The organism is Streptomyces sp. NPDC050433 (assembly GCF_044458565.1).
In the GTDB taxonomy this organism is placed as follows: Bacteria; Actinomycetota; Actinomycetes; order Streptomycetales; family Streptomycetaceae; genus Streptomyces.
Genome location: NZ_JBITIB010000024.1, coordinates 93,101 through 114,145 on the forward strand (window position 1 = coordinate 93,101; position 21,045 = coordinate 114,145).

The window sequence follows — 21,045 nt, forward strand, 5'->3', positions numbered from 1 at the left end:
CGGGAACGAGAGCGGCGCGCCCCTGGTCGTCATGACCGGGGGCGCGCCGCTGTTCGTCGTGCGCGGGAGCGGGAGTCAGGGCGTCGGCGGGACGTCGTCGGCGCTGCCGCCCTTCTCGCGGCGCTCGATCTCGGCCTCACGGCGCCGCAGATCGGCCTCGCGCCGCTCCAGTTCGGCCAGCGCGTCAGCGTCCGCGGCCGGCTTCGCCTCGTCCGCGTCGGCCTTTCCGCCGTCCGTCTTCCCGTCCGTCCTGCCGTCCTTGCCGTCCTTCTCAAGGGACTTGAGGAAGTCGGGGTTGTCGTCCGGCGCGACCCAGCCACCCCGGCGGCCCGCCGAGCCGGAGCGTGCCGTGGGCTTCCTGCCCACCATCAGCCAGGCGATCGAGCCGACCAGCGGGAAGAGCAGCACCAGAATGGCCCAGATGGGCTTGGGGATATGGCGGATGTCCTTCTCGTCGGTGGTGATGCAGTCGATGAAGGCATAGATGCTGAGAGCCAGCGGCACCAGAATCATCAGCACCCGAAGCATGGGCGGTCCCCCTGTGCGTGGAGATCGATTACGGGGCGGTGGCCCCGGTTACAGGTCCAGGGTAGCGAGTAGCAGATACTGGACCGCATGGCTTACGACGATCTTCGCTCTCTGCTCCGGGCGCTGGAACGCGACGGTGACCTCAAGCGCGTGAAGGCGGAGGTCGATCCGTATCTGGAAGTCGGTGAGATCGTCGACCGCGTGAACAAGGCCGGCGGGCCCGCGCTGCTCTTCGAGAACGTCAAGGGGTCCGACATGCCCCTGGCCATGAACGTGTACGGGACGGACCGCCGGCTCCTCAAGGCGCTCGGCCTCACCTCGTACACCGACATCAGCGACAAGATCGGCGGGCTGCTGAAGCCCGAACTGCCGCAGGGTTTCGTGGGAGTACGCGAGGCCTTCGGCAAGCTCGGCACCATGACGCACGTGCCGCCGAAGAAGGTGAAGCCCGGCAGCGCGCCCGTGCAGGAAACCGTTCTGACCGGTGACGACGTGGATCTGGACCGGCTGCCCGCGCTGTTCACCTGGCCCGAGGACGGCGGCTCGTTCTTCAACCTCGGTCTGACACACACCAAACACCCCGAGACCGGCATCCGGAACCTCGGGCTGTACCGGCTCCAGCGCCACGACAAGCGCACCATCGGCATGCACTGGCAGATCCACAAGGACAGCCGCAACCACTACCAGGTCGCCGCCAAGCGCGGTGAACGGCTGCCCGTCGCCATCGCGTTCGGCTGTCCGCCCGCCGTGACGTACGCCTCCACCGCCCCCCTGCCCGGCGACATCGACGAGTATCTTTTCGCCGGCTTCGTGCAGGGCAAGCGGATCGAGATGGTCGACTGCCGTACGGTGCCGCTCCAGGTGCCGGCCAACGCCGAGGTCGTCATCGAGGGCTGGCTGGAGCCGGGCGAGACGCTGCCGGAGGGGCCGTTCGGCGACCACACCGGCTTCTACACGCCGCAGGAGCCGTTCCCCGCGCTCACCATCGACTGCGTGACGATGCGCAAGCGTCCGCTGCTCCAGTCGATCGTGGTCGGCCGGCCGCCGACGGAGGACGGGCCGCTGGGGCGAGCGACGGAACGGTTCTTCCTGCCGCTGCTCAAGATCATCGTGCCCGACATCGTGGACTACCACCTGCCGGAGTCGGGCGGCTTCCACAACTGCGCGATCGTCTCGATCGACAAGAAGTACCCGAAGCACGCGCAGAAGGTGATGCACGCCATCTGGGGCGCGCACATGATGTCGCTCACCAAGCTGATCGTGGTCGTGGACGCCGACTGCGACGTCCACAATCTGCACGAGGTGTCCTGGCGGGCGCTCGGCAACACCGACTACGCGCGGGACCTGACGGTCGTGGAGGGACCGGTCGACCACCTCGACCACTCCTCGTACCAGCAGTTCTGGGGTGGCAAGGCCGGTATCGACGCGACGCGCAAACTCCCCGAGGAGGGGTACACGCGGGACGGCGGCTGGCCGGAGATGGTCGAGTCCGACCCGGAGACCGCAGACCGGGTGACGAAGCGCTGGAGGGAGTACGGCCTGTGAGCAGTGCCGCCGAGGGAGCCGACGGTCTCGTCGGGCAGGGACGACCGGGGCGGCCGTCCGGGCCGGGGTCCGCGCCGTCCGGCAGCAGGACGCGGGCGTTCCTGCGGCTCGTGATGATCGAGCACTCGGTCTTCGCGCTGCCGTTCGCCTACATCGCCGCGCTGACGGCCATGTTCCAGCTCGACAAGAACATCCACTGGGGCAGGCTGCTGCTCGTCACGGTCGCCATGGTGGGCCTGCGGACCTTCGCGATGGCCTGCAACCGGATCATCGACCGCGAGATCGACGCCCGTAACCCCCGTACCGCGAACCGTGAGTTGGTGACCGGCGAGGTCTCGGTGCGCTCCGCGTGGACGGGAGCGCTCGTCGCCCTCGCGGTGTTCCTGGGCGCCGCCGCCCTGCTCAATCCGCTCTGTCTGGTGCTGGCTCCCGTCGCCGTGGTCCCGATGGTCGTCTATCCGTACGGGAAGCGCTTCACGAACTTCCCGCACGCCATCCTCGGCCTCGCCCAGGCCATGGGCCCGGTCGGCGCCTGGATCGCCGTCACCGGTGAGTGGTCGTGGGACGCGGTCATCCTGGGTCTTGCCGTGGGCATCTGGATCGGCGGCTTCGACCTGATCTTCGGCAGCCAGGACGTCGAGGCGGACCGCGCGCACGGCGTGAAGTCCGTCCCGGCGCGCTTCGGCATCCCGGCCGCGCTGTACGGCGCGCGCGTCGCGCACGTCGTGACCACGGCCCTGCTGGTCTGGTACGCGGTGGCCACCGACGCGGGTCTGTTCTTCTGGGTCGGTCTGCTGATCGTCGCCGCCGCGTTCCTCTACGAGCACCAGGTCGTGAAGCCGAACGATCTTTCCCGTCTCAACCGGGCCTTCTTCACCGTGAACGGCTTCATCGGCATGGCGCTCTTCGTCTGTGCGCTGCTCGACCTGCTCGTACGCGGCCTGAGCGTCTGAGGCGGCGACCGGGGTGTGCGGGCGCGGGTCAGGATATGAGCGCGCCCGCCGGACGGTTGGGGCCCCTCTGGCGGCGGAACATGAACGCCGCCATCACGCCGCCTATCAGCCCGAAGAGATGGCCCTGCCAGCTCACCGACGGATTCGTCGGCAGGACGCCCCACAGCGCGGAGCCGTACATCACCAGGACCAGCACGCCCACCACGATGTCCACGGCGCTGCGATTGGCGAAGCCGCGGACCAGCAGATAGCCGAGCAGCCCGAAGACCACGCCGGACGCCCCGGCCGTCACCGAGTTGTCCGCGGCCGTGAGCCATACGCCCAGGCCGCCGACCACCATGATCGTCAGGACCACGCGCAGGAACTGGCCTATGCCGCTGAGCGCGGCGAGGAAGCCGAGCACCAGCAACGGCACGGCGTTCGACGCCAGATGGTCGAAGCCGTGGTGCAGGAAGGCCATCGGGATGACATCGCGCAGCTCGCCCAGATCACGCGGGCTCAGTCCGTACGTGCCCAGCGCACCGGTCGAGGTGTCGACCGCCTCCAGCACCCAGAGCAGCGCCACCCAGCCCAGCATCAAACCGGCCGCCGCTTTGATACGGCGCACCGCGGTCCTGTCGATGGATGAATCCGGCATGTCGCCCCCCAGGGGTCGTCGCGCTCCCACCCCAGGAACGCACGAGGTACCGTCCCCGGTTCCTGCTTCCGGGCGCCGGATAGGGTCGGACGCGTGAAACCCGGATCGGACCACGAGGACCAGCGGCATGCCGAGCGGCCCACGGCCGGGCCCCGGCGGCCGTGGGTCGTCGGAGTCTCCGGCGCGTCGGGGACCCCGTACGCGGCGGCCGTACTGCGCGGGCTGCTCGACGCCGGCGAGAGCGTCGACCTGATCGTCAGCCGCGCGTCCCGCCTCACGCTGCTCGACGAGACGGGGATCTCCTTCCGGGACGCGCACTGGCGGGACGATCTGAGCGCGTGGCTGGCCAGGGGCGCCGACGGCAAGCCGGACACCTTCGCGCCCGACCTGTCGGACGTACGGCACTGGGCCCCAGGTGACCTGGCGGCCGGGCCGTCCTCGGGGTCGTACCCGGTCGCGGGGATGCTGATCGTCCCCGCCTCCACGGCGAGCGTGGCGGGTGTCGCGCTCGGGCTCTCGAAGGACCTGCTGCAACGCGTGGCGAGCGTCACGCTCAAGGAGCGCCGCACACTGGTGGTCGCCGTCCGGGAGACGCCGTTGGGCGGGCAGACCCTCAAACATCTGGTGACCCTGGACGAGGCGGGGGCCGTCGTGCTGCCCGCGTCTCCGGGCTTCTACACGGGGGCGACGCACATCCAGGATCTGGTGGACTTCGTCGCAGGGCGGGTGCTGGACGCGGCGGGGGTGCCGCACCGGCTGTACCGCCGCTGGGAGGGGGAGCTGGGCGGCTCCCGTACGGGGCCCGATCCCGAACCGGGGCCGGATCCGGCCTCCGGAGCGCGCTGACCCGCGCGCGGCCCCGGCTCATCGCCACACTGCCTTAGATTGCACACAACAACTTGCGAGATTGCTGAACAATGGAAGGCTTCAGGCATATGGACGCCGTGGATAGGCAGCTCATCCAGGCCCTCAGGGAGAACGGCAGAGCGTCGTACGCCGAGCTGGGCCGGCTCGTCGGGCTCTCCGGGCCCAGCGTCACCGACCGCATCAACCGGCTGGAGGCGGCGGGCGTCATCATCGGCTACCGCGCCACCGTCGACTCGGCGTCGCTCGGCCTCGGTGTCACCGCGCTGATCGGCATCTCGCTCTCGGACGCCGCCGACCACGAGGACGTCGCGCACCGGCTGCGCGGTCTGAGCGAGATCGAGGACTGCTGGTTCATCGCGGGCGACGACTCGTACATGCTCAAGGTCCGCGCCGGTGATGTCGACGGTCTGGAGAAGACGATCCGTCGCCTCGGCAGTACGAAGGGCGTGTCGCGGACCCGTACGACCATCGTGCTCTCCACGAAGTGGGAGAACCGGGTCGGCGAACTTCCCGACGAAACCTAGGCGTACGGTTGGTGGAGCCTGACAACCGGGCGTTCGGCGGACACATGGCACACACAGTGGGAGGCGCCGCATGACTGCATCTGTCATGGATGTGGGGCTCAAGCGCGAGCTGGAGGAGAAGGTCAGGGCCGGCGAGCGGCTGACGCGTGAGGACGGCATCGCCCTCTACGAGTCGGACGACCTGGCCTGGCTGGGCGGTCTCGCGCACGAGGTGCGGACGCGCAAGAACGGTGACGTCGTCCACTTCAACGTCAACCGCCACCTCAACATGACGAACGTCTGCACGGCGTCGTGCGCCTACTGCTCGTTCCAGCGCAAGCCGGGCGAGAAGGACGCGTACACGATGCGCATCGAGGAGGCGGTCCGCCTCGCGACGGAGATGCGCGGCGAGAACCTGACCGAGCTGCACATCGTCAACGGGCTCCACCCGACGCTCCCTTGGCGCTACTACCCGCGCTCGCTCAAGGCGCTCAAGGAGGCGCTGCCGGAGGTCTCGCTCAAGGCGTTCACGGCCACCGAGATCCACCACTTCGAGACGATCTCCGGGCTGAGTGCCGGCGAGATCCTGGACGAGCTGATCGACGCGGGTCTCGAATCGCTGACGGGCGGTGGCGCCGAGATCTTCGACTGGGAGGTCCGGCAGCACATCGTGGACCACCGCACGCACTGGGAGGACTGGTCGCGCATCCACCGGCTCGCGCACGAGAAGGGTCTCAAGACCCCGTGCACGATGCTGTACGGCCATATCGAGGAGCCCAGGCACCGGGTCGACCATGTGCTGCGGCTGCGTGAACTCCAGGACGAGACCGGCGGGTTCCAGGTCTTCATCCCGCTGCGCTACCAGCACGACTTCGTCGACATGCAGGACGGCAAGGTCCGTAACCGCCTCCAGGCGCGTACGACGATGGCCACCGGCGCCGAGGCCCTGAAGACCTTCGCGGTTTCCCGGCTGCTGTTCGACAACGTCCCGCACGTGAAGGTCTTCTGGGTGATGCACGGCGTGCAGACCGCCCAACTCGCCCTCCAGCACGGCGCGGACGACATGGACGGCTCGGTCGTCGAGTACAAGATCACGCACGACGCGGACAACTACGGCACGCCGAACAAGCTCGGCCGTGAGGATCTGCTCGACCTGATCCGCGACGCCGGCTTCCGGCCCGTCGAGCGGAACACGCGCTACGAGATCATCCGGGAGTATCCGGGCCCCGACGCGGACCGGCGCGAGACGCCGCAGCCGATGCGGCTCTGATCTCCCGGCGCTCGCGTTGACCGGCCCCAGCTCGCTGAGCTGGGGCTTCTCGCGTTATGGAACGCGCTTGAGTGCTCCGGTGAGTAATGGCTAACCTAGATGGATGCCGCTTACATTCACTCTGGATCCGCCCGTCGGCCCGGCGCTGCGCGACGGCATCCTCGCCCTCTGGACGGACGTCACCGACGCGGGCGGCGCCGTCGGCTTCGTACCGCCGGTGAATCCTGACGACGTACGGGCCGAGCTGGTCAAGCACTTCGTGTCGATGGCCGAGGGACGGACCCGGCTGCTTGTCGGGCGTGACAATGACGGTGCGGGCGCCGTGGCCGCCACCGCGTTCCTCACGTTCAACACCCACGCCCTGATGCGCCACTGGCTCTGGCTCTACACCGTGATGGTCCACCCGCGGCACCAGGGCAAGGGGTACGGCCGCGACCTGATGTACGCGGCGGCCGACGCCGCCCGCGGTATCGACGGCATCGAGGCGATACGGCTCACCTGCCGGGGCGGCACCGGCGTGGACCGCTTCTACGAGTCGTGCGGCTACAAGGAGGTGGGCCGGGTCCCGGACGCGATCCGGGTGGCACCCGGCGACGACCGCGACGACATCATGATGCTGCTGCCGCTGCACTGAGCCAACCCGCCTATATGGGGCGCGGGGCGGCGTGCTTCACTGGACGGGTACGTCGCCATGAGGAGAGAGGGCCGCCGTGACCGCCGCCAGAACGAGCGCCACGATCCGCTACACCGCGATGCGCCTGGGCATCTTCGTCGGCTGCTTCGTCGTCGTCGCCACCCTGGTCCAGTTCGGCGCGCTGCCCAAGGGGCTCGGCGACTCGAACTTCGTGTGGGTGCTGCTGCTCGCGCTCGTCGTCTCCGCGCCGCTCAGCTTCGTCCTGCTGCGCAGGCAGCGCGACGAGATGTCGGCGCAGATCGTCGGCAAGGTCGACTCCGCGAAGGCCAGGCTTGAGGCGAACCGCGCACAGGAGGACGGCGGCACGACGCCGTCGGGCACGACCCAGCAGGGCGCCACCTCGTAGGGCAACGCCCCGCACAAGCCCCGCATGGGCGCTGCATAAGCGCCGCGTAAGTTTCGTCACACCCGTACGCCGTTCCCGAGTGCCCCAGCCGCCGACGCGCTGGGGCACCGGTGTTTCCAGGGGCAGTTGGCGTATCGATACCTCAAAGCAGACCTTTGAGTTCCCCAAAGCCTCGGTGTTAATGTATCGAGCATGAAGACAGCAGTGCGCCATCACGCCGCGAGCCTCCCGCTCGTGGCGCGCCTGCATGTCGACCTCTGCCGCTGCATGTCCGCGGTCTGTACGGGCTCCCTCTGATCCAAGCCCGCCCCATGCGGCGGCGCCACCGCTGACGCACGGGCGCCGCACCCCCCAGTTCCACCCCCTCGTCCCCGTATCCCCGTATGCCCAACTGGAGTGTGTCCGTGTCCGCGAATCCCGAGCCCGCCACCACCGGCAAGGCCGACCAGCCGGCCCGTTCAGGCCCAGGTCTCTCCCTCCCCAAGGTCCCGTTCTGGGCCCAGATCGTCGCCGGTCTCGTCCTCGGCGTCCTGCTCGGCTGGCTCGCCCGCAGCCAGGACATCAGCTGGCTCTACACCACGCTGGACAAAATAGGCAGCATCTTCGTCCAGCTGCTGAAGCTGGCCGTCGCCCCGCTGGTCTTCTTCGCCATCCTGGTGTCGATCACCAATCTCCGTAAGGTCAACAACGCCGCCAGGCTCGCCTCGCGCACCCTGCTCTGGTTCCTGATCACATCGCTGATCGCCGTCGTCATCGGCATCGTGATCGGCCTCGTCACCAATCCGGGCTCCGGCACCGGCCTCACCCCCAAGGACGGCGCGAAGCCCGAGGGCGCCGGCTCCTGGATCGACTTCCTGACCGGCATCGTGCCCACCGATGTGATCACCCCGTTCACCGAGCTGAACGTCCTGCAGATCGTCTTCATGGCCGCCGTCGCCGGTATCGCGGCACTCAAGCTCGGCGACCGCGCCGCGCCGATCCTCGCGCTCAGCGAGTCGGTGCTCGAACTGCTCCAGAAGGCCCTGTGGTGGGTCATCCGCCTCGCCCCGATCGGCACCGTCGGCCTCATCGGATACGCCATCGCCGACTACGGCTGGGACCTGATCGGCGACTACGCGACCTTCACCGCCGACGTGTACATCGGCTGCGCCATCGTCCTGTTCGGCGTCTACCCGCTGCTGCTGGCGACCGTCGCCAAGGTCAGCCCGATCCAGTTCTTCAAGGGCGCCTGGCCCGCGATCCAGCTGGCCTTCGTCTCCCGCTCCTCGGTCGGCACGATGCCCGTCACCCAGCGGGTGACCGAGCGGCTGGGCGTGCCGAAGGAGTACACCAGCTTCGCCGTCCCGTTCGGCGCCACCACCAAGATGGACGGCTGCGCCGCGATCTACCCGTCGCTGGCGGCGATCTTCATCGCGGAGATCTTCAACGTCCAACTCGGCATCCAGGACTACCTGCTGATCGTCTTCGTCTCGGTGGTCGGCTCGGCCGCCACGGCCGGCCTCACCGGCGCGACGGTCATGCTGACCCTGACCCTCTCCACGCTGGGCCTGCCGCTGGAGGGCGTGGGCCTGCTGCTCGCGATCGACCCGATCCTGGACATGATGCGTACGGCGACGAACGTCGCGGGACAAGTTGTAGCACCGTTGATTGTGGCTGCTCGGGAGAACATCCTGGACCGAGACAAGTACAACTCGGTGCACGCTTCGCCGATTGACGAGGAGTCCGAGCCCCGCGAGCCGAAGAAGAAGGTTGCTGTCCAAGCCGCTGTGTAAGCAACAACGCTTAGACGCCGCCCGCGTCCCCGCTCTGTCGGGGGTGCGGGCGGCTTCGTTTGTCCTGTCGCGTGTGGACGCGTCGCGGGGGAAGCGGGCGCGCAGTTCGTTATCTCGTTCGTTGGCGACTGACAGGAGGTGGCCTGCAGGACTGTTCCACGATTATGGATGTTGGCGAACACTGTGCACGGTGGCCCGCCTGGCCGGTCGGCGGTATCTGAGGGAGTTGGTAGGGGCATGCCGTCTGGTGCTGAGCGGAGCGTGGGAGAAGCCTTCACGTCGGCGGTCGCTACGAGGGTGGTGGCTGCGGCATGCCGGCAAGCGGGGCTCGATGGTGGTGGGGCCGGTCTGATCCGCCTCGGTGAGAACGCTCTGTTCCGCCTGGAGGCGCATCCGGTGGTGGTCCGGATCGCTCGGTCGACCGAGTATCTGGAATCCGCCCGGGGCGAGGTCGCCGTGTCCCGCTGGCTGGCCCGTGAGGGCTTCCCGGCGACACGGGTTCTGGATGATCTGGAGCAACCCTTGATCATCGACGGTCACCCGGTGACCTTCTGGCACCTGATCGAGGAGAGCAACCGGAAGCCTACGTACGGAGAGCTGGGAGCGATCCTCCGCGACCTCCACTCACTGAGCCTGCCCGCTTCCCTGAGTCTGCCTCCGTACCCGGTGCTGGACCGGACGGACCTGCGCATCAAGGCGGCGACGGAGATACCGGAGGACGATCGCGCGTTCCTGCGTAAGCGCGCGCGTGAACTCCGGGGCCAGGTTGGGGATTTGAGCTTCGAGTCGCGGAAGGGGCCCGTGCATGGGGACGCTCACGTACAGAACCTCATGGTGGACCGCAATGACCGGGTGGTCCTGATCGACCTGGAGAGGTTCAGTTACGACCACCCTGAGTGGGATCTGATGGTCACGGCCACGGAGCATCACAGCTTGGGTTGGCAGACGCCGCAGGAGTATGGGGCGTTCGTCGGTGCGTACGGTCGGGATCTCCGCTCGTGGGTGGGGTTTCCCACCCTGCGGTCGTTGCAGGAGTTCAACATGACGACGTGGCTGATGCAGAACGTTTCGGAGAGCGATGAGACGGCAGCGGAGTACATGCGTCGTATCGCCTCGCTCCGCGACGTGGACGCGCCGCGCGACTGGAATCCGGGCTGATCCTGCTTACTCCTCGTTGAGGGATTGCATCGCGGCTTGCATGTCCCCGTTGAACTGCTGGACCGCAGGGTTGTGCGCGTGGACCGACACCTCACGCTGGAAGTCACTGACGTAGCGCTGAAAGCGCGCGGACTGAAGGGCGTCGCCTGCTTCGACGGCAAGGCCGGCGGTCGTCACCGCTGCCTCAAGGTCGCCTTTGAGTAGCTGGCTCTGAGCGAGAACCATGCGGCAGAAGCCCAGTGTCCGTGCGTACTTGGGGTCGGTCAGTTCAACGGCGCGCTCTGCGAACCGGACAGCATCAAGCCCCTGTCCGAGATCCCGGAAGCAGTGGCAGAACTCGCCGATCAGCTCGGCCTCGTCCATGTACGACAGCCACTCAGGGTCTTCGGCACTGTCGGCGCGCTCGAAGAACCGCTCCGCCTCGTTCATCGCACGCCCGGCGCCTTTGTGATCTCCTGAGGTGGAGAGCGCGCGAGCTTCATGCGCGGAGAACAAGGCCATGGCACGTGGTGTCGCGGTGGATCGTCCGCCTTCCACAGAGGCGCGGGCGAGCATGACGGCGCGTGGTGCCTGGCCAAGGTAGTTGGCCTGGTGGCTCATGTTCGAGAGGATGCGAGCGCCCATCACACGGCCGCCGATGACCTGCGTCAGACGGAGCGTCGACATCATGTAGCGGTCTGACAAAGCGTGGTTGCCGCTGTCGTACGCGCTCCACGCGAGGAGCTGGGACATCTCTGATGCGGCCTGGAAGAGAGCTTCCCCGACCTTGGCGCTGTAGCTGGCGCTGAGCAAGGGCAGTACGTCTTCGCGGAAGTAGTGGCGGAATGCCTTGTGTGCGTGGCCACCGCCGAACTGGAAATCAAGCTGCATGAAGAATCCGGCGGCGGTGCGGATCGCGGCGACGTCACGCATACCGACTCGGCGCGTGGTAGGCGCATCTGTGGGCAAGCCGTCCGGGCGCGAGACGAGCCACGCCAGAGCAGCCGATTGCACATCACTGTCGGGCAACGGGGCTTCCTCACCCTGCCCGTCCTCCGGGCGCTGATGCGTGAGGGTTTCCAAGGTACTCAGCGTCTCGGCCAGGGACCCGGCGTAGCGGGTGGCGCCCACGGGCACCCGCGCCGGCACTGCACCGGGGAAGCCCAGATCCTTCGGCGTGATCTTCCGTCGGAGCTTGTCGCTCAGCGCTTCGGCCACGTACCCGGCGGTCTGATGCTGAATACCGCCACCGTCCAACCACCGTTGAACGGCAACGTGCGTCGTACCCAAGTGGTCGCCGTGCCGCTGGGCCATTTCGCGAACTCTCTTGGCCAGCCCTTTGTTTGAAGCTCCGGCTTCTGCCATGACAGCGGCCAACAGATGGTTCGGGTCTTTGCTCACGCTCTGCTGTCACCCCCGATATCACGTTAGGTGTTCATCCTGTCACAGCAGCATTCGCCGAGACGGGGTTCGTCGTGAACCCCTTGGGCGGAGCCTTCCGAACCCCCGGTGTGCACACGAACCCCTTTGTGAACACTGCCGCCTGGCCAAAGACGGTCGTTGACTGACTGTCGAGACAAGACACCCCGGCGATGCGTGACGGCACCCCGGGGCATGGCCCACCTGGTGAAAGCAGGTCGACATGCGGAACCATATCGGCAGGATTTTCGGGCGGCTGATCAGCCTGTTACGCCCCCGGCGAGGCCACCACCGTGCAGTGGATGCGCCGACGATGGCATTGCCTCGCGTGCGTGACCCGTACGTCTGGCCCATGATGCGCGGCGAGGATGTCCGACTGGTCCGGCCGTACGTCCTGGCTCATGAGCGCCGGCTCGAACGACACGAATGCCGCTGCCAAGCGGGACTTCGGTGCGCCGTCCACGGGTTGGCGGTGTCAATGTGAGTACACAGGCACGACTGCTCCCGTGGCCGGGCGAGGACGGCCAACGCTCCTACCTGGTCACGGACGACGGCCAGAGCTATCTGTCCACGCTGGCCAACGAGATGGAAGAGGTCCAGCTCCAGACTGGTGTCACCTTGCTGGACCATGCGGCGGCGATGCTTCGGGACGACAAGGTCAGCACCCGAGAGTTGTGCTTCCTCAGCACGCGACTGAGCGAGGCCCTGCGCGACGCGCTACGCGTGGCGGAGAGCAGAGGATCTCGACTCCCGTCACCGAACGAGGAAGACGAACCAGAAGACGTCGCGCCCGTGACGAGGGATCACCGGGACGAACCCAGCCCCACACGGACCACCGAAACGGCAGATCGGCCCAGATCTCATCCGGTCCCCGACCCGTAGGCCCACCGCTCGCACAACACCGGACCACCCCCGCGCCTGGAAGCAACGGGGATGGTTCGGTTGGGGACCGCTCTCTAACGATCACGAACCCCGGTGCCAATGGCACCGGGGTTCGTGGTCATGTCTTCTTGCCGCAGGGCCTGATGGGGATCTCTGAAATCGGCCAGGGCCGCTCGTCGCCTCACTTGCTCCGTCGTTCAAGCGAGTGGGGAGTTCCAGCGAGCGCCTCGCAGGTTGTCTGCCGGGCCGCCCGCTCGTGGAGTGTGCGGGTGGCTGTGTCACCGTCCGTGGACGCCGTTTGGACGTGGTTTCGGGAGTCACTCAGCGCCGCAAGGCATGATCAATGTCGGTGACTGTTGATGTCGCTCGTATGTTCGTCAGCGGCCCTGCTTGTCTTCTCTCGACGGCCGGGGGCTTTTGACTTGCAGACCGCCACGTCTCGACAGGGCGGTACGGCAGCCAGAGTTGAACAGAAGAGAGGGCAACCCGTCAGCGAGCAGGGTCGGCCGCGCCGGCCGGGCCGCTATCTTCGGGGAAGCTTCTTTCCGGGCCGAGCGGGTGTTCCTCCCACAGGAAGGCCTGCCAGCCCTGGCCGGGCGAGCCGGAGAGGGCAACGACGCCGGTGTTGCCCAGCGGGTGGCTGGACGCGTACGCCGCATCGACGTTGGCCGCTCGGGCTGCCACCCACGCCCGGATCATCGCGCCGTGACTGACCATGGCCACCGTCTGCGCCCCTGTTCCCGCTGCCTCGGCGACGACCGCGTCGAAGCGGCCCAGGGCCTCCACGCCGTTCTCGCCGCCGGGCATCCTGCGGCCGGTGTCCCCTTCGGCCCAGGCGAAGGCGGTGGAGAGGTAGGCGGCGACAGCATCGTCATCGCCACGCATCTCCAGGTCTCCGGCAGCCAGCTCCCGGATCCCGTCCCGGACCTGAACCTCCAGCCCCGTCGCGCCGGCCAATGGCGCTGCGGTCAGCTGGGTGCGCACCAACGTGGAGACGTACAGGGCATCGATCTGCTCCGCCTCCAGAGCCTGCGGCAGCGCGGCGGCCTGCTCCTGCCCCAGCGGGGTCAGCGCGGGCCCCGGTGCCTCGGTGTCCAACAGGTGCTTGAGGTTCGACGGAGTCTGGCCATGGCGTATGAGGAGCAGACGCATGCGGGATTACCTCCACAGGGCGGAACAAGTCGCTCCACTCTGCCACCAGAGCCTTTGTCCCCAGCGCGAGGGGACCGGCACCGGTCACCCTCATGCTGCCATCGGCGGCCTGCACGGAGGACTTCCCGGTTGAACGGGTTAGACGTCGGCCCTCTGGCCACATCGACGTGGTGTTCGCGGTGGCTCCCGCGCTGAGATGCAAAGCCGGTGCGGGCCGTGCCGGCCGGTCAAGGGCCCCTACGGCGGCGCCACGCGCTGGCCTTCGGCCTTTGTCGCGCCCGTCCGCAGGTCAGGGGCTCTGTGGGTGGGGAGATCCACTGAGCAGGTCTGGGCTCCCTCCGAGCAGGGGGTGGCCGCTTTCAAAGAGCGCCATCAGGGCCGGACACGGTCAATCGTCAGCCAGCCTGCGGGAAAGGGGCTTGTGGAGATGAACAACAACAGGGACGACGGATTCGACGGGCACGACCTGGACCCAGAAACGGTGCTGTGGGTCCCCGGCGAGGAACTACGTGGCGGTTGGCTGGCGAGACGCAGCCAAGCCCCGACAGAACTCAGCAACGCCCTGACAGCGGCAGCCATTGACACGACGGGCGCCCACCTCCGCGCCAGCGCCTCAACGGATGGCTCGGGCGTGTTGTGACTGGAGCTAGGCTGTTTCGTTCGGATCATCTGATCGTTACCCTCATGGTCAAGACGCGCGTCAAGATCGCGCAGTCCGGTGCGCCCCAGGCGCCCGTGGCTGGTCCCCGGGCCAGGGAGAAGCGGTCCGTCAGCACGGACGCAGAAGGCCGCAAGACGGAGACCGTCGAGGTCAAGTCGTCCGTTCCGCCCGCGCAGTGACCTGACGGACACTCCGGAGAAGAAGGGCCCCGTATGAGCAGGCTGCTGGAAGCGGTGTGTGCGCTGACCGTGGGCGTCCTTGTTGCGTTCCTTGTATGGGGTGCTGACCCTGGCGCCGTGCGGGTGGCGTGGCGGGAGGGCGAGATGAGCGGTGTGGCGGTCGTGTTCGTGGCGGCGTGTGCGCTGTGGCTGGTGCTGTGGCGCAGGCGTACCGGGCGCGGCCGGCTGGCATGGCCGCTTGTGGTGCTGCTGTGCGGTGCGGCTGTTGCGCTGGTCGTGGCGGCCATGGCCGGTTGACCGGCGCAGGCGGGCAGGTGGGGCTTCCCGTTCTTGTGGGCGGGGAGCCCCGCTGGCGTTTTCGGGCTCGTCCGTTTCGTTCGGATCATCTGATCGTTGGTCTGGGTGTGTCGTTGACTGACTCGCAGTGGGCGCGGATCGAGCCGTTACTTCCGGACCGGTCGGGAAAGCGGGGTGGACGGTGGCGTGACCATCGACAGGTGATCGACGTGATCGCGTTCAAGTTCCAGACCGGCTCGCAGTGGGTGCACCTGCCAGAGCGGTACGGCAACTGGCGGGGCGTCTACAACCGGCTGAGGATGTGGGCCGTGGACGGCACCTGGGAGCGGGTGTTCACCGCGCTCATGGCCCAGGCCGATGCCGACGAGGACCTGAACTGGGCCGTCTCGGTGGACTCGACGATCGTGCGCGCTCACCAGCACGCTGCTGGGGCCCGCCAAAAGGGGCCCCGGCCAGCGAGCCGCACGACCGTGCCATCGGCCGGTCCCGCGGAGGACTGACCACAAAGATCCATCTTGCGTCCGACGCCCACTGCCGGCCCTTGGCCTTCGTTCTCACCGCCGGACAGGCCGGCGATGCGCCCGCTTTTCCGGACGTGATGGCCCAACTTCGCGTCCCTCGCCCACGCGGGCGGCCCCGGACCAGACCGGACACGGTTCTGGCTGACAAGGCGTACTCCTCACGGGCCATTCGCGGGCACTTACGCAAGCGCGGTATTCGAGCAGTGATCCCCGTCCCGGCAGACCAGCGGGGCCACCGGCCGCGGCGCGGCAGTCAAGGTGGCAGACCCCCAGCCTTCGACCGCGAGGCATACAAACAACGCAACACCGAGAGCGATGCATTAACCGCTTGAAGCAATGGCGCGGCATCGCCACCCGCTACGAGAAGACAGCCACGATCTACCTGGCCGGACTCCACATCGCAGGCATCTTCCTGTGGTCAGCCCGATGATCCAAACGAAACGGCCTAGCTCCCGAGACGCCCGCGAGATCGCCATGCTGGCCCGTGTGGCTACGTCAACGTGCGACCGATTCTGGATGGGACTGTTGGCTCATTTGGCGCTCTACCTGCGTTCATGGCGACTCGTCATCCTGTCGGAGAGGAATCAGGCAAGTCGGTTCGCCGCGGCACAGGGCATTAGGGGGTGGCCGGTGGCTTACGTCCCGATACTCAAAGCCAAGGCAGGCGAGCTTCAGGCACTTGAGCACGCAACACCAGAGGTCCGCTCCCGCATACGCCCGGTCCTTGAGCTGGTACCTGATCCCGAGCTGGTCAGGGATCAGCTTGAGACCTTTAGCGACCGTGCGATGGATGCGATCCCAACCGGTGAGTTGTTGACCGTCGACTGCGGTGCCCTACCTGCGATCAGGGTCCTCGAAGGCGCCAGCGGAGGGCCCATCGTGCGACTGAGTGAATCGCTAGGCCTCAGAGGTGTTGACATGTGCCCGGTAGTCCGCACCAGCGACACGGACGATGTCCTGCACGAAGCAGCGGACGCCAGCAGGTCTCATCAGCGCGGTGCCTGCCTGCGAGTGGCAACAGGACCAAGTGAAGCTACACCGAACGAAGAACAGATCCGAGCAACGCTCCAGACACTCCGCCTCGCCCCGGAAGAGGTTGACCTCCTCATCGACGCAGGGCCCGTCCAACCTGGATCCGCAATGGGCGGCTTGGCAGAGCGCGTCCTGAAGCTTCTCGATCTCCTGTCGCAGTGGAAATGGCGCCACGAGTGTGTAGCTGCCGGCGCCTTCCCTGCCAACCTGACCGGCTTCCCCCGCGGCCGGGCAACGCCTGTGGCCAGGCGGGATCTAGAGCTCTGGAAACGGGTTGCCTACCACCGGCATGGCCAGACGCCAGACTTCGGAGATTTCGGCGTCACACATCCCCGCATGCCAACTCAGAGCCGCGGGACACCGGACCCGAACATGCGCTACACGACACCAGACAACTGGCAGGTTTACGTCTATCCGCGTGTACGCCCGGGAAACGACGACTTCTTCACCCTGAGCCGGGACCTCGTCTCCTCGCCCCACTGGCCCCCCACTGGCCCGCGAACATCCTGGGGGGACGCTCGGCTACACGAGTGCGCCAACCGGCAGCGACTGAAAGCAGGCGGCGGGACGCAGTGGCGAGCATGGGCGACGTCCCACCACCTGGCGATGGTGACTGCCGAGCTTGCGACCGGGGCACGCTAGCTCCTGGATAGCCGCGACCTCAGGTTCGTGATCTCTTCGTCCCGAAGCAACTTGAGTAGGGGCGCTGACTTGGGCTGGTGTAGCTCTCACATGCGCTAATGGTCCGCAGACGTCCACGCGCCTCCGCCACTGAGCCTCTTCCAAGCTGGCGGTGCTGACCGCGAGTTGGACAGTCCTGCGGAACGACGAAGCTCGGCCGGGGGCGCCGCCGCGTCGTGGCGCCGGCCGTAGGCTTGCAGCGGTTCGGCGCGTGTGGGGTGGGAGGGCGGCCAGGTGGGTTCCGCAGGGGCGGGCAGGAGCAAGCGGATGCCGCGCGAGGTGCGTGAGCGGCAGATGATGGACGCCGCCGTGGCGACCTTCGGACAGCGCGGCTACCGCGCGGCGTCGATGGACGAGATCGCCGAACTGGCCGGAGTCTCCAAGCCGTTGGTGTATCTGTATCTGAACTCCAAGGAGGAGCTGTTCACCGCGTGCATCCGGCGCGAGGCCGACGCGCTCCTCATGGCCGTACGCGCGAGCGTCGTGGAGCCGGGGCTCGCGCCGGACGAGCGACTGTGGGCCGGGCTCACCGCGTTCTTCACGCACACCGCGGAGAACCCGGACGCCTGGTCGGTGCTGCACCGGCAGGCCCGTACGCACGGGGAGCCGTTCGCCGCCGAAGTGAGAAGGATGCGGGAGGAGTTGGTCTCCTTCGTGACGGTCCTCTTCCGGGACGCGGCCCGCGCGCAGCCCGCGTCGCCCGATCTGGCGGACCTGGGTGAGCGGGACGTCGCCGGGATCGCGCAGGCACTCGTCGGCGCCGCCGAGGCGCTGGCCGGGTGGGCGAACGAGACGCCGGACGTCTCGGCCAAGGAGGCGGCGTCGACGCTGATGAACTTCGCCTGGACGGGGCTGGGAAGGCTGCTGGACGGCGAGCGCTGGTCGGCCTGGTCGGCGGGCGACTGAGCGATGCGAGAACGGCTGTCTTGATTTCACGACCGGCTCCCGATTTACTCGCCGGATCGGAGCCCCACGCTCCGCGCAGAGATGAGGGAACAGCGCGTGTCCGCAGACGTGCCCGCCGACGCCCAGGCGTCCCCGCCCGCGTTGTCGCCCGCGCTGTCGTACGTCGAGCCCGAGAAGCTCTGGGTGGACGGAGTCGTACGCCAGGTCTCCGTACCGCTCCTCGTGCCGCCCGTCCCCGACGGCTCCCTCGCCGACATCCCCTTCGACAACGCGCAGGACGCCCCGGACGAAGCCGTCCTCAGCCGTAAACACGCCGACGGCCACTGGCGGGACGTCACCGCCGCCGCCTTCGCCGACGATGTCCGCGCCGTCGCCAAGGGGCTGATCGCCGAAGGGCTGCGGCCCGGCGACCGGCTCGCGATCATGGCCCGTACGACCTACGAGTGGACGCTTCTCGACTTCGCGGCCTGGGCCGCCGGCCTGGTCACCGTCCCCGTCTACCCCACCTCCTCCGCCTTCCAGACCCGCTGGATCCTCCAGGACTCCGGCGCCGTCGCCTGCGTCGTCGAGAACGGGGCACAGGCCCTGCTGATCAGCCGTGAGCGCACACGCCTGCCGGACCTCGCCCATCTCTGGACCTTCGACACGGGCGCCGTCGACACACTGCGCGCGGCCGGTGCCGACGTGTCCGACGCGGAACTCGACGCGCGCCGCGCCGCGCTCTCGCCCGCGTCCCTCGCGACGCTCGTCTACACCTCCGGCACCACGGGAAGCCCCAAGGGCTGCGTCCTCACGCACGCCAACTTCTTCGCGGAGGTGGACAACTGCATCGAACTGCTGCACCCCGTCTTCAAGTCGGTGAGCAAGGAGCCCGCCTCCACGCTGCTCTTCCTGCCGCTGTCCCACATCTTCGGGCGCATGGTCGCGGTGGGCTGTCTGCGCGCGCGGGTGCGGCTGGGGCACGCGCCGTCGCTGCGCACGGCCGACCTCATCGCCGATCTCGCGGGCTTCCGGCCGACCTTCCTGCTGGCCATCCCGTACGTCCTGGAGAAGGTCTTCAACACCGGCCGCGCCACCGCCGAGAAGATGGGCCGGGCCGCGTCCTTCGACCGCGCCGCGACGATCGCGCGGCGGTACGGGCGGGCCGTCGAGGCCGCCGCGGCCGGTACGGGCTCCGGCCCCGCGCTGCCCCTGCGAGCCGCCCGCGCGCTCTACGACCCGCTGGTCTACCGGCGGATACGGGCCGCGCTCGGCGGCAAGGTGGTGCAGGCCATCTGCGGCGGCTCCCCGCTGGGGCGTTCCCTGGCCGCCTTCTACGCGGGCGCGGGAATCACGATCTTCGAGGGGTACGGCCTGACGGAGACCACCGCCGCCGCCACCGTGACGCCGCCGCTCAAACCCCGGCTGGGCACGGTCGGCTGGCCGCTGCCGGGCACGTCCGTACGGATCGCCGACGACGGTGAGGTGCTGCTGCGCGGCGGCCAGATCTTCGCCGGCTACTGGGACAGGGAGCGTGCCGAGCCCGTACCGGTCCTCAACGACGGCTGGTTCGCGACCGGCGACCTGGGCGCGCTGGACGACGACGGCTATCTCACCATCACCGGCCGCAAGAAGGACATCATCATCACCTCGGCCGGCAAGAACGTCGCCCCGGCCCCGCTGGAGGACTGGCTGCGCGCCCACCCGCTGATCGCCCAGTGCCTGGTGCTCGGTGACAACCGTCCGTACGTCACGGCCCTGATCACCCTGGAGGCGGACGGGCTCGCGCACTGGTGCCAGATGAAGCGGAAAGAGCATCTGACACGGGAGGAGCTGGTCACGGACGAGGATCTGCTCGCCGGGCTGCGACGGGCGGTCGACGAGGCCAACCGGCTGGTGTCCAGGGCCGAGTCGATCCGCCGCTTCCGGGTGCTGCCCGTCTCGTTCACGGAGGAGGGCGGGCAGTTGACGCCGTCGCTCAAGGTGCGGCGGGCGGCGGTCGTCGAGGAATTCGCGGCGGAGATCGAGGAGTTGTACGGGTAGCGGTCCGCCCGGCGGTCACACCCTCCGGCGGGGCGCCATCAACTGCTCCCGCAGCGCCGTCAGTTGATGGGACGACTCGACCGCGCGCGTCTCGTCCAGCGTGGTGAGCGCCAGCAGCAGGACATCCGCCACCACCAGCCCCGTCAGGGATTCCGCCGTGATCCCGGTCGGTGTGTGCGGCGCGGTGAGGACCGCTTCCACCCGGCTCGCGAAGGTCTCGCCCAACTCGTCGGTCACCAGCACGACTTTGCCGCCGACCGCCCTGGCCCGCTCCACCAGCACGGTCAGTTCTATGAGTTCGCGCCCCGGCTGGAAGATCACGATCGCGTCCCCCTGCCCCACCGCCAGCAGCGCGTCGGCCAGCGCGAAGCCCGTCTCGCCGACGAAGCGGGCCCGGCGGCCGATCCGGCCCATCGCCAGCGCCAGATGCCTGGCCGCCAGTTCGGAGGCCGCGACGCCGTAGCAGAACACCTCGCGCGCCGGGGCGAGCGCGGCCACCGCGCGCCGCAGCGCGTCCGGTTCGGTGAGGCGGCTGCCGTGGTCGACGCGCTCCCGCGCCTCGTCGAAGACATCGCGCCAGATGGCGTCCAGGTCCCGGCCGACACGGTCGATGCGCTGCTTGAGCCGCACCTCGGGGGCGACCGCCGCCGTGAAGTCGGCGGCCAGCTCGCGCTTGAGGGCGGGCAGCCCCGCGTACCCGAGGCGCTGGAGGGCCCGGACGACGGTCGCGTTGCTCGTGCCGCTCGCCGCGCCCAGCTCCTGGGCCCCGGCGAAGAGCAGCTGCTCGACCGGGGCGCTGGCCAGGTACTGCGCGACGGCCCGCTCGGACGCCGACAGCTCCTCCCACTGGTCGCGCACCACGGCCCGCAGCCGGGTCACGCCCGCGCCGGACTCAGGGCCGGCCGGCTGTCCGGACTCTGGAATTTCCATTACACCCATTGACTTCCCTGTTTCCGCCATTACTCTCCTGGGCAACGCATTCCAAGAGGAACGATCCCTGAAATCGACATTACAGGACTTCGGGTTCGCGTTCCGTCGCGA

Annotated in this window: 21 protein-coding genes and 1 pseudogene; 17 read left to right on the top strand and 5 right to left on the bottom strand. The window is 68.3% G+C overall.

Annotated features, from left to right (window positions below):
- Positions 1-75: 75 nt before the first annotated feature.
- Positions 76-528, bottom strand: a complete 453-nt coding sequence (locus ACIBLA_RS26960) for a PLD nuclease N-terminal domain-containing protein (RefSeq protein ID WP_399200121.1) — start codon at positions 526-528, stop codon at positions 76-78.
- 87 nt (positions 529-615) lie between these two features.
- Between ACIBLA_RS26960 and ACIBLA_RS26965 the strand changes: the two genes are divergently transcribed.
- Positions 616-2,073 carry a menaquinone biosynthesis decarboxylase gene (locus tag ACIBLA_RS26965; protein ID WP_399200122.1) on the top strand — a complete coding sequence of 486 codons (1,458 nt, stop codon included), beginning with the start codon at positions 616-618 and terminating at the stop codon, positions 2,071-2,073.
- A complete protein-coding gene (gene mqnP, locus ACIBLA_RS26970) occupies positions 2,070-3,026 on the top strand; it encodes a menaquinone biosynthesis prenyltransferase MqnP (RefSeq protein ID WP_363243450.1) in 957 nt (318 codons plus the stop codon). Before ACIBLA_RS26965 ends, mqnP begins: the two co-directional genes overlap by 4 nt.
- A 28-nt stretch (positions 3,027-3,054) precedes the next feature.
- Here mqnP and ACIBLA_RS26975 read toward each other — a convergent pair whose 3' ends face one another.
- Positions 3,055-3,663 carry a rhomboid family intramembrane serine protease gene (locus ACIBLA_RS26975; RefSeq protein WP_363243451.1) on the bottom strand — a complete coding sequence of 203 codons (609 nt, stop codon included), beginning with the start codon at positions 3,661-3,663 and terminating at the stop codon, positions 3,055-3,057.
- Positions 3,664-3,756: 93 nt separating this feature from the next.
- Between ACIBLA_RS26975 and ACIBLA_RS26980 the strand changes: the two genes are divergently transcribed.
- From ACIBLA_RS26980 to ACIBLA_RS27010, 7 genes are all read left to right on the top strand, one after another.
- Positions 3,757-4,509, top strand: coding sequence for a UbiX family flavin prenyltransferase (locus tag ACIBLA_RS26980; protein WP_399200123.1), 753 nt, complete (start codon positions 3,757-3,759; stop codon positions 4,507-4,509).
- Positions 4,510-4,598: 89 nt separating this feature from the next.
- The gene (locus ACIBLA_RS26985) at positions 4,599-5,054 is read left to right on the top strand and encodes an Lrp/AsnC family transcriptional regulator (RefSeq protein WP_023539462.1); all 456 of its coding nucleotides are present in this window, start codon (positions 4,599-4,601) and stop codon (positions 5,052-5,054) included.
- An 85-nt stretch (positions 5,055-5,139) separates the two neighbouring features.
- Positions 5,140-6,303, top strand: a complete 1,164-nt coding sequence (mqnE, locus tag ACIBLA_RS26990) for an aminofutalosine synthase MqnE (RefSeq protein WP_363243474.1) — start codon at positions 5,140-5,142, stop codon at positions 6,301-6,303.
- 103 nt (positions 6,304-6,406) lie between these two features.
- Positions 6,407-6,937 (top strand): GNAT family N-acetyltransferase, encoded by a 531-nt coding sequence (locus ACIBLA_RS26995; RefSeq protein ID WP_399200124.1) that lies wholly within the window; start codon positions 6,407-6,409, stop codon positions 6,935-6,937.
- Positions 6,938-7,013: 76 nt separating this feature from the next.
- Complete coding sequence (locus tag ACIBLA_RS27000) at positions 7,014-7,343, top strand: DUF4229 domain-containing protein (RefSeq protein ID WP_363243454.1); 330 nt, start codon at positions 7,014-7,016, stop codon at positions 7,341-7,343.
- A gap of 404 nt (positions 7,344-7,747) precedes the next feature.
- Positions 7,748-9,115 (top strand): dicarboxylate/amino acid:cation symporter, encoded by a 1,368-nt coding sequence (locus tag ACIBLA_RS27005; protein ID WP_399200125.1) that lies wholly within the window; start codon positions 7,748-7,750, stop codon positions 9,113-9,115.
- A 237-nt stretch (positions 9,116-9,352) separates the two neighbouring features.
- On the top strand, positions 9,353-10,273 hold the full coding sequence (locus tag ACIBLA_RS27010; protein WP_363243456.1) for an aminoglycoside phosphotransferase family protein: 921 nt from the start codon (positions 9,353-9,355) through the stop codon (positions 10,271-10,273).
- A gap of 6 nt (positions 10,274-10,279) precedes the next feature.
- On the opposite strand, the gene ACIBLA_RS27015 is transcribed toward ACIBLA_RS27010, so the two are convergent.
- Positions 10,280-11,653 carry a sporulation protein gene (locus ACIBLA_RS27015; RefSeq protein ID WP_399200126.1) on the bottom strand — a complete coding sequence of 458 codons (1,374 nt, stop codon included), beginning with the start codon at positions 11,651-11,653 and terminating at the stop codon, positions 10,280-10,282.
- A 498-nt stretch (positions 11,654-12,151) separates the two neighbouring features.
- Here ACIBLA_RS27015 and ACIBLA_RS27020 point away from each other — a divergent pair, with 498 nt between their 5' ends.
- Positions 12,152-12,553, top strand: a complete 402-nt coding sequence (locus ACIBLA_RS27020; protein WP_363243458.1) for a hypothetical protein — start codon at positions 12,152-12,154, stop codon at positions 12,551-12,553.
- Between the two features lie 489 nt (positions 12,554-13,042).
- Here the strand turns inward: ACIBLA_RS27020 and ACIBLA_RS27025 are convergent, their stop codons facing one another.
- Positions 13,043-13,705: a histidine phosphatase family protein gene (locus ACIBLA_RS27025; protein ID WP_363243459.1), complete on the bottom strand. Its 663-nt coding sequence runs from the start codon at positions 13,703-13,705 to the stop codon at positions 13,043-13,045.
- A gap of 427 nt (positions 13,706-14,132) precedes the next feature.
- Here ACIBLA_RS27025 and ACIBLA_RS27030 point away from each other — a divergent pair, with 427 nt between their 5' ends.
- The 7 genes and pseudogenes from ACIBLA_RS27030 (at position 14,133) to ACIBLA_RS27060 (ending at position 20,004) form a co-directional block, all read left to right on the top strand.
- Complete coding sequence (locus ACIBLA_RS27030; RefSeq protein ID WP_363243460.1) at positions 14,133-14,345, top strand: hypothetical protein; 213 nt, start codon at positions 14,133-14,135, stop codon at positions 14,343-14,345.
- 44 nt (positions 14,346-14,389) lie between these two features.
- On the top strand, positions 14,390-14,545 hold the full coding sequence (locus ACIBLA_RS27035) for a hypothetical protein (RefSeq protein ID WP_363243461.1): 156 nt from the start codon (positions 14,390-14,392) through the stop codon (positions 14,543-14,545).
- Positions 14,546-14,578: 33 nt separating this feature from the next.
- Positions 14,579-14,842, top strand: coding sequence for a hypothetical protein (locus ACIBLA_RS27040; RefSeq protein ID WP_363243463.1), 264 nt, complete (start codon positions 14,579-14,581; stop codon positions 14,840-14,842).
- 92 nt (positions 14,843-14,934) lie between these two features.
- A pseudogene (locus ACIBLA_RS27045) lies at positions 14,935-15,793 on the top strand (IS5 family transposase).
- Positions 15,794-15,897: 104 nt separating this feature from the next.
- Complete coding sequence (locus tag ACIBLA_RS27050; protein WP_399200127.1) at positions 15,898-17,037, top strand: beta family protein; 1,140 nt, start codon at positions 15,898-15,900, stop codon at positions 17,035-17,037.
- A gap of 306 nt (positions 17,038-17,343) precedes the next feature.
- Positions 17,344-17,982, top strand: a complete 639-nt coding sequence (locus tag ACIBLA_RS27055; RefSeq protein WP_363245903.1) for a TetR/AcrR family transcriptional regulator — start codon at positions 17,344-17,346, stop codon at positions 17,980-17,982.
- Between the two features lie 96 nt (positions 17,983-18,078).
- Positions 18,079-20,004 (top strand): AMP-dependent synthetase/ligase, encoded by a 1,926-nt coding sequence (locus ACIBLA_RS27060; RefSeq protein WP_399200128.1) that lies wholly within the window; start codon positions 18,079-18,081, stop codon positions 20,002-20,004.
- Positions 20,005-20,019: 15 nt separating this feature from the next.
- On the opposite strand, the gene ACIBLA_RS27065 is transcribed toward ACIBLA_RS27060, so the two are convergent.
- Positions 20,020-20,934: a MurR/RpiR family transcriptional regulator gene (locus ACIBLA_RS27065; RefSeq protein WP_399200129.1), complete on the bottom strand. Its 915-nt coding sequence runs from the start codon at positions 20,932-20,934 to the stop codon at positions 20,020-20,022.
- Between the last annotated feature and the right edge of the window lie 111 nt (positions 20,935-21,045).

What these genes read in the sequence shown, in the direction of transcription:
- ACIBLA_RS27010 (WP_363243456.1), top strand. Translation starts at nt 9,353, where the DNA reads ATGCCGTCTGGTGCTGAGCGGAGCGTGGGAGAAGCCTTCACGTCGGCG.
- ACIBLA_RS27055 (WP_363245903.1), top strand. Translation starts at nt 17,344, where the DNA reads ATGCCGCGCGAGGTGCGTGAGCGGCAGATGATGGACGCCGCCGTGGCG.
- ACIBLA_RS26960 (WP_399200121.1), bottom strand. Translation starts at nt 528, where the DNA reads ATGCTTCGGGTGCTGATGATTCTGGTGCCGCTGGCTCTCAGCATCTAT.
- ACIBLA_RS27030 (WP_363243460.1), top strand. Translation starts at nt 14,133, where the DNA reads ATGAACAACAACAGGGACGACGGATTCGACGGGCACGACCTGGACCCA.
- ACIBLA_RS27025 (WP_363243459.1), bottom strand. Translation starts at nt 13,705, where the DNA reads ATGCGTCTGCTCCTCATACGCCATGGCCAGACTCCGTCGAACCTCAAG.
- ACIBLA_RS26985 (WP_023539462.1), top strand. Translation starts at nt 4,599, where the DNA reads ATGGACGCCGTGGATAGGCAGCTCATCCAGGCCCTCAGGGAGAACGGC.
- ACIBLA_RS26975 (WP_363243451.1), bottom strand. Translation starts at nt 3,663, where the DNA reads ATGCCGGATTCATCCATCGACAGGACCGCGGTGCGCCGTATCAAAGCG.
- ACIBLA_RS27040 (WP_363243463.1), top strand. Translation starts at nt 14,579, where the DNA reads ATGAGCAGGCTGCTGGAAGCGGTGTGTGCGCTGACCGTGGGCGTCCTT.
- ACIBLA_RS26995 (WP_399200124.1), top strand. Translation starts at nt 6,407, where the DNA reads ATGCCGCTTACATTCACTCTGGATCCGCCCGTCGGCCCGGCGCTGCGC.
- ACIBLA_RS27035 (WP_363243461.1), top strand. Translation starts at nt 14,390, where the DNA reads ATGGTCAAGACGCGCGTCAAGATCGCGCAGTCCGGTGCGCCCCAGGCG.
- ACIBLA_RS27065 (WP_399200129.1), bottom strand. Translation starts at nt 20,934, where the DNA reads ATGGAAATTCCAGAGTCCGGACAGCCGGCCGGCCCTGAGTCCGGCGCG.
- ACIBLA_RS26965 (WP_399200122.1), top strand. Translation starts at nt 616, where the DNA reads ATGGCTTACGACGATCTTCGCTCTCTGCTCCGGGCGCTGGAACGCGAC.
- mqnE (WP_363243474.1), top strand. Translation starts at nt 5,140, where the DNA reads ATGGATGTGGGGCTCAAGCGCGAGCTGGAGGAGAAGGTCAGGGCCGGC.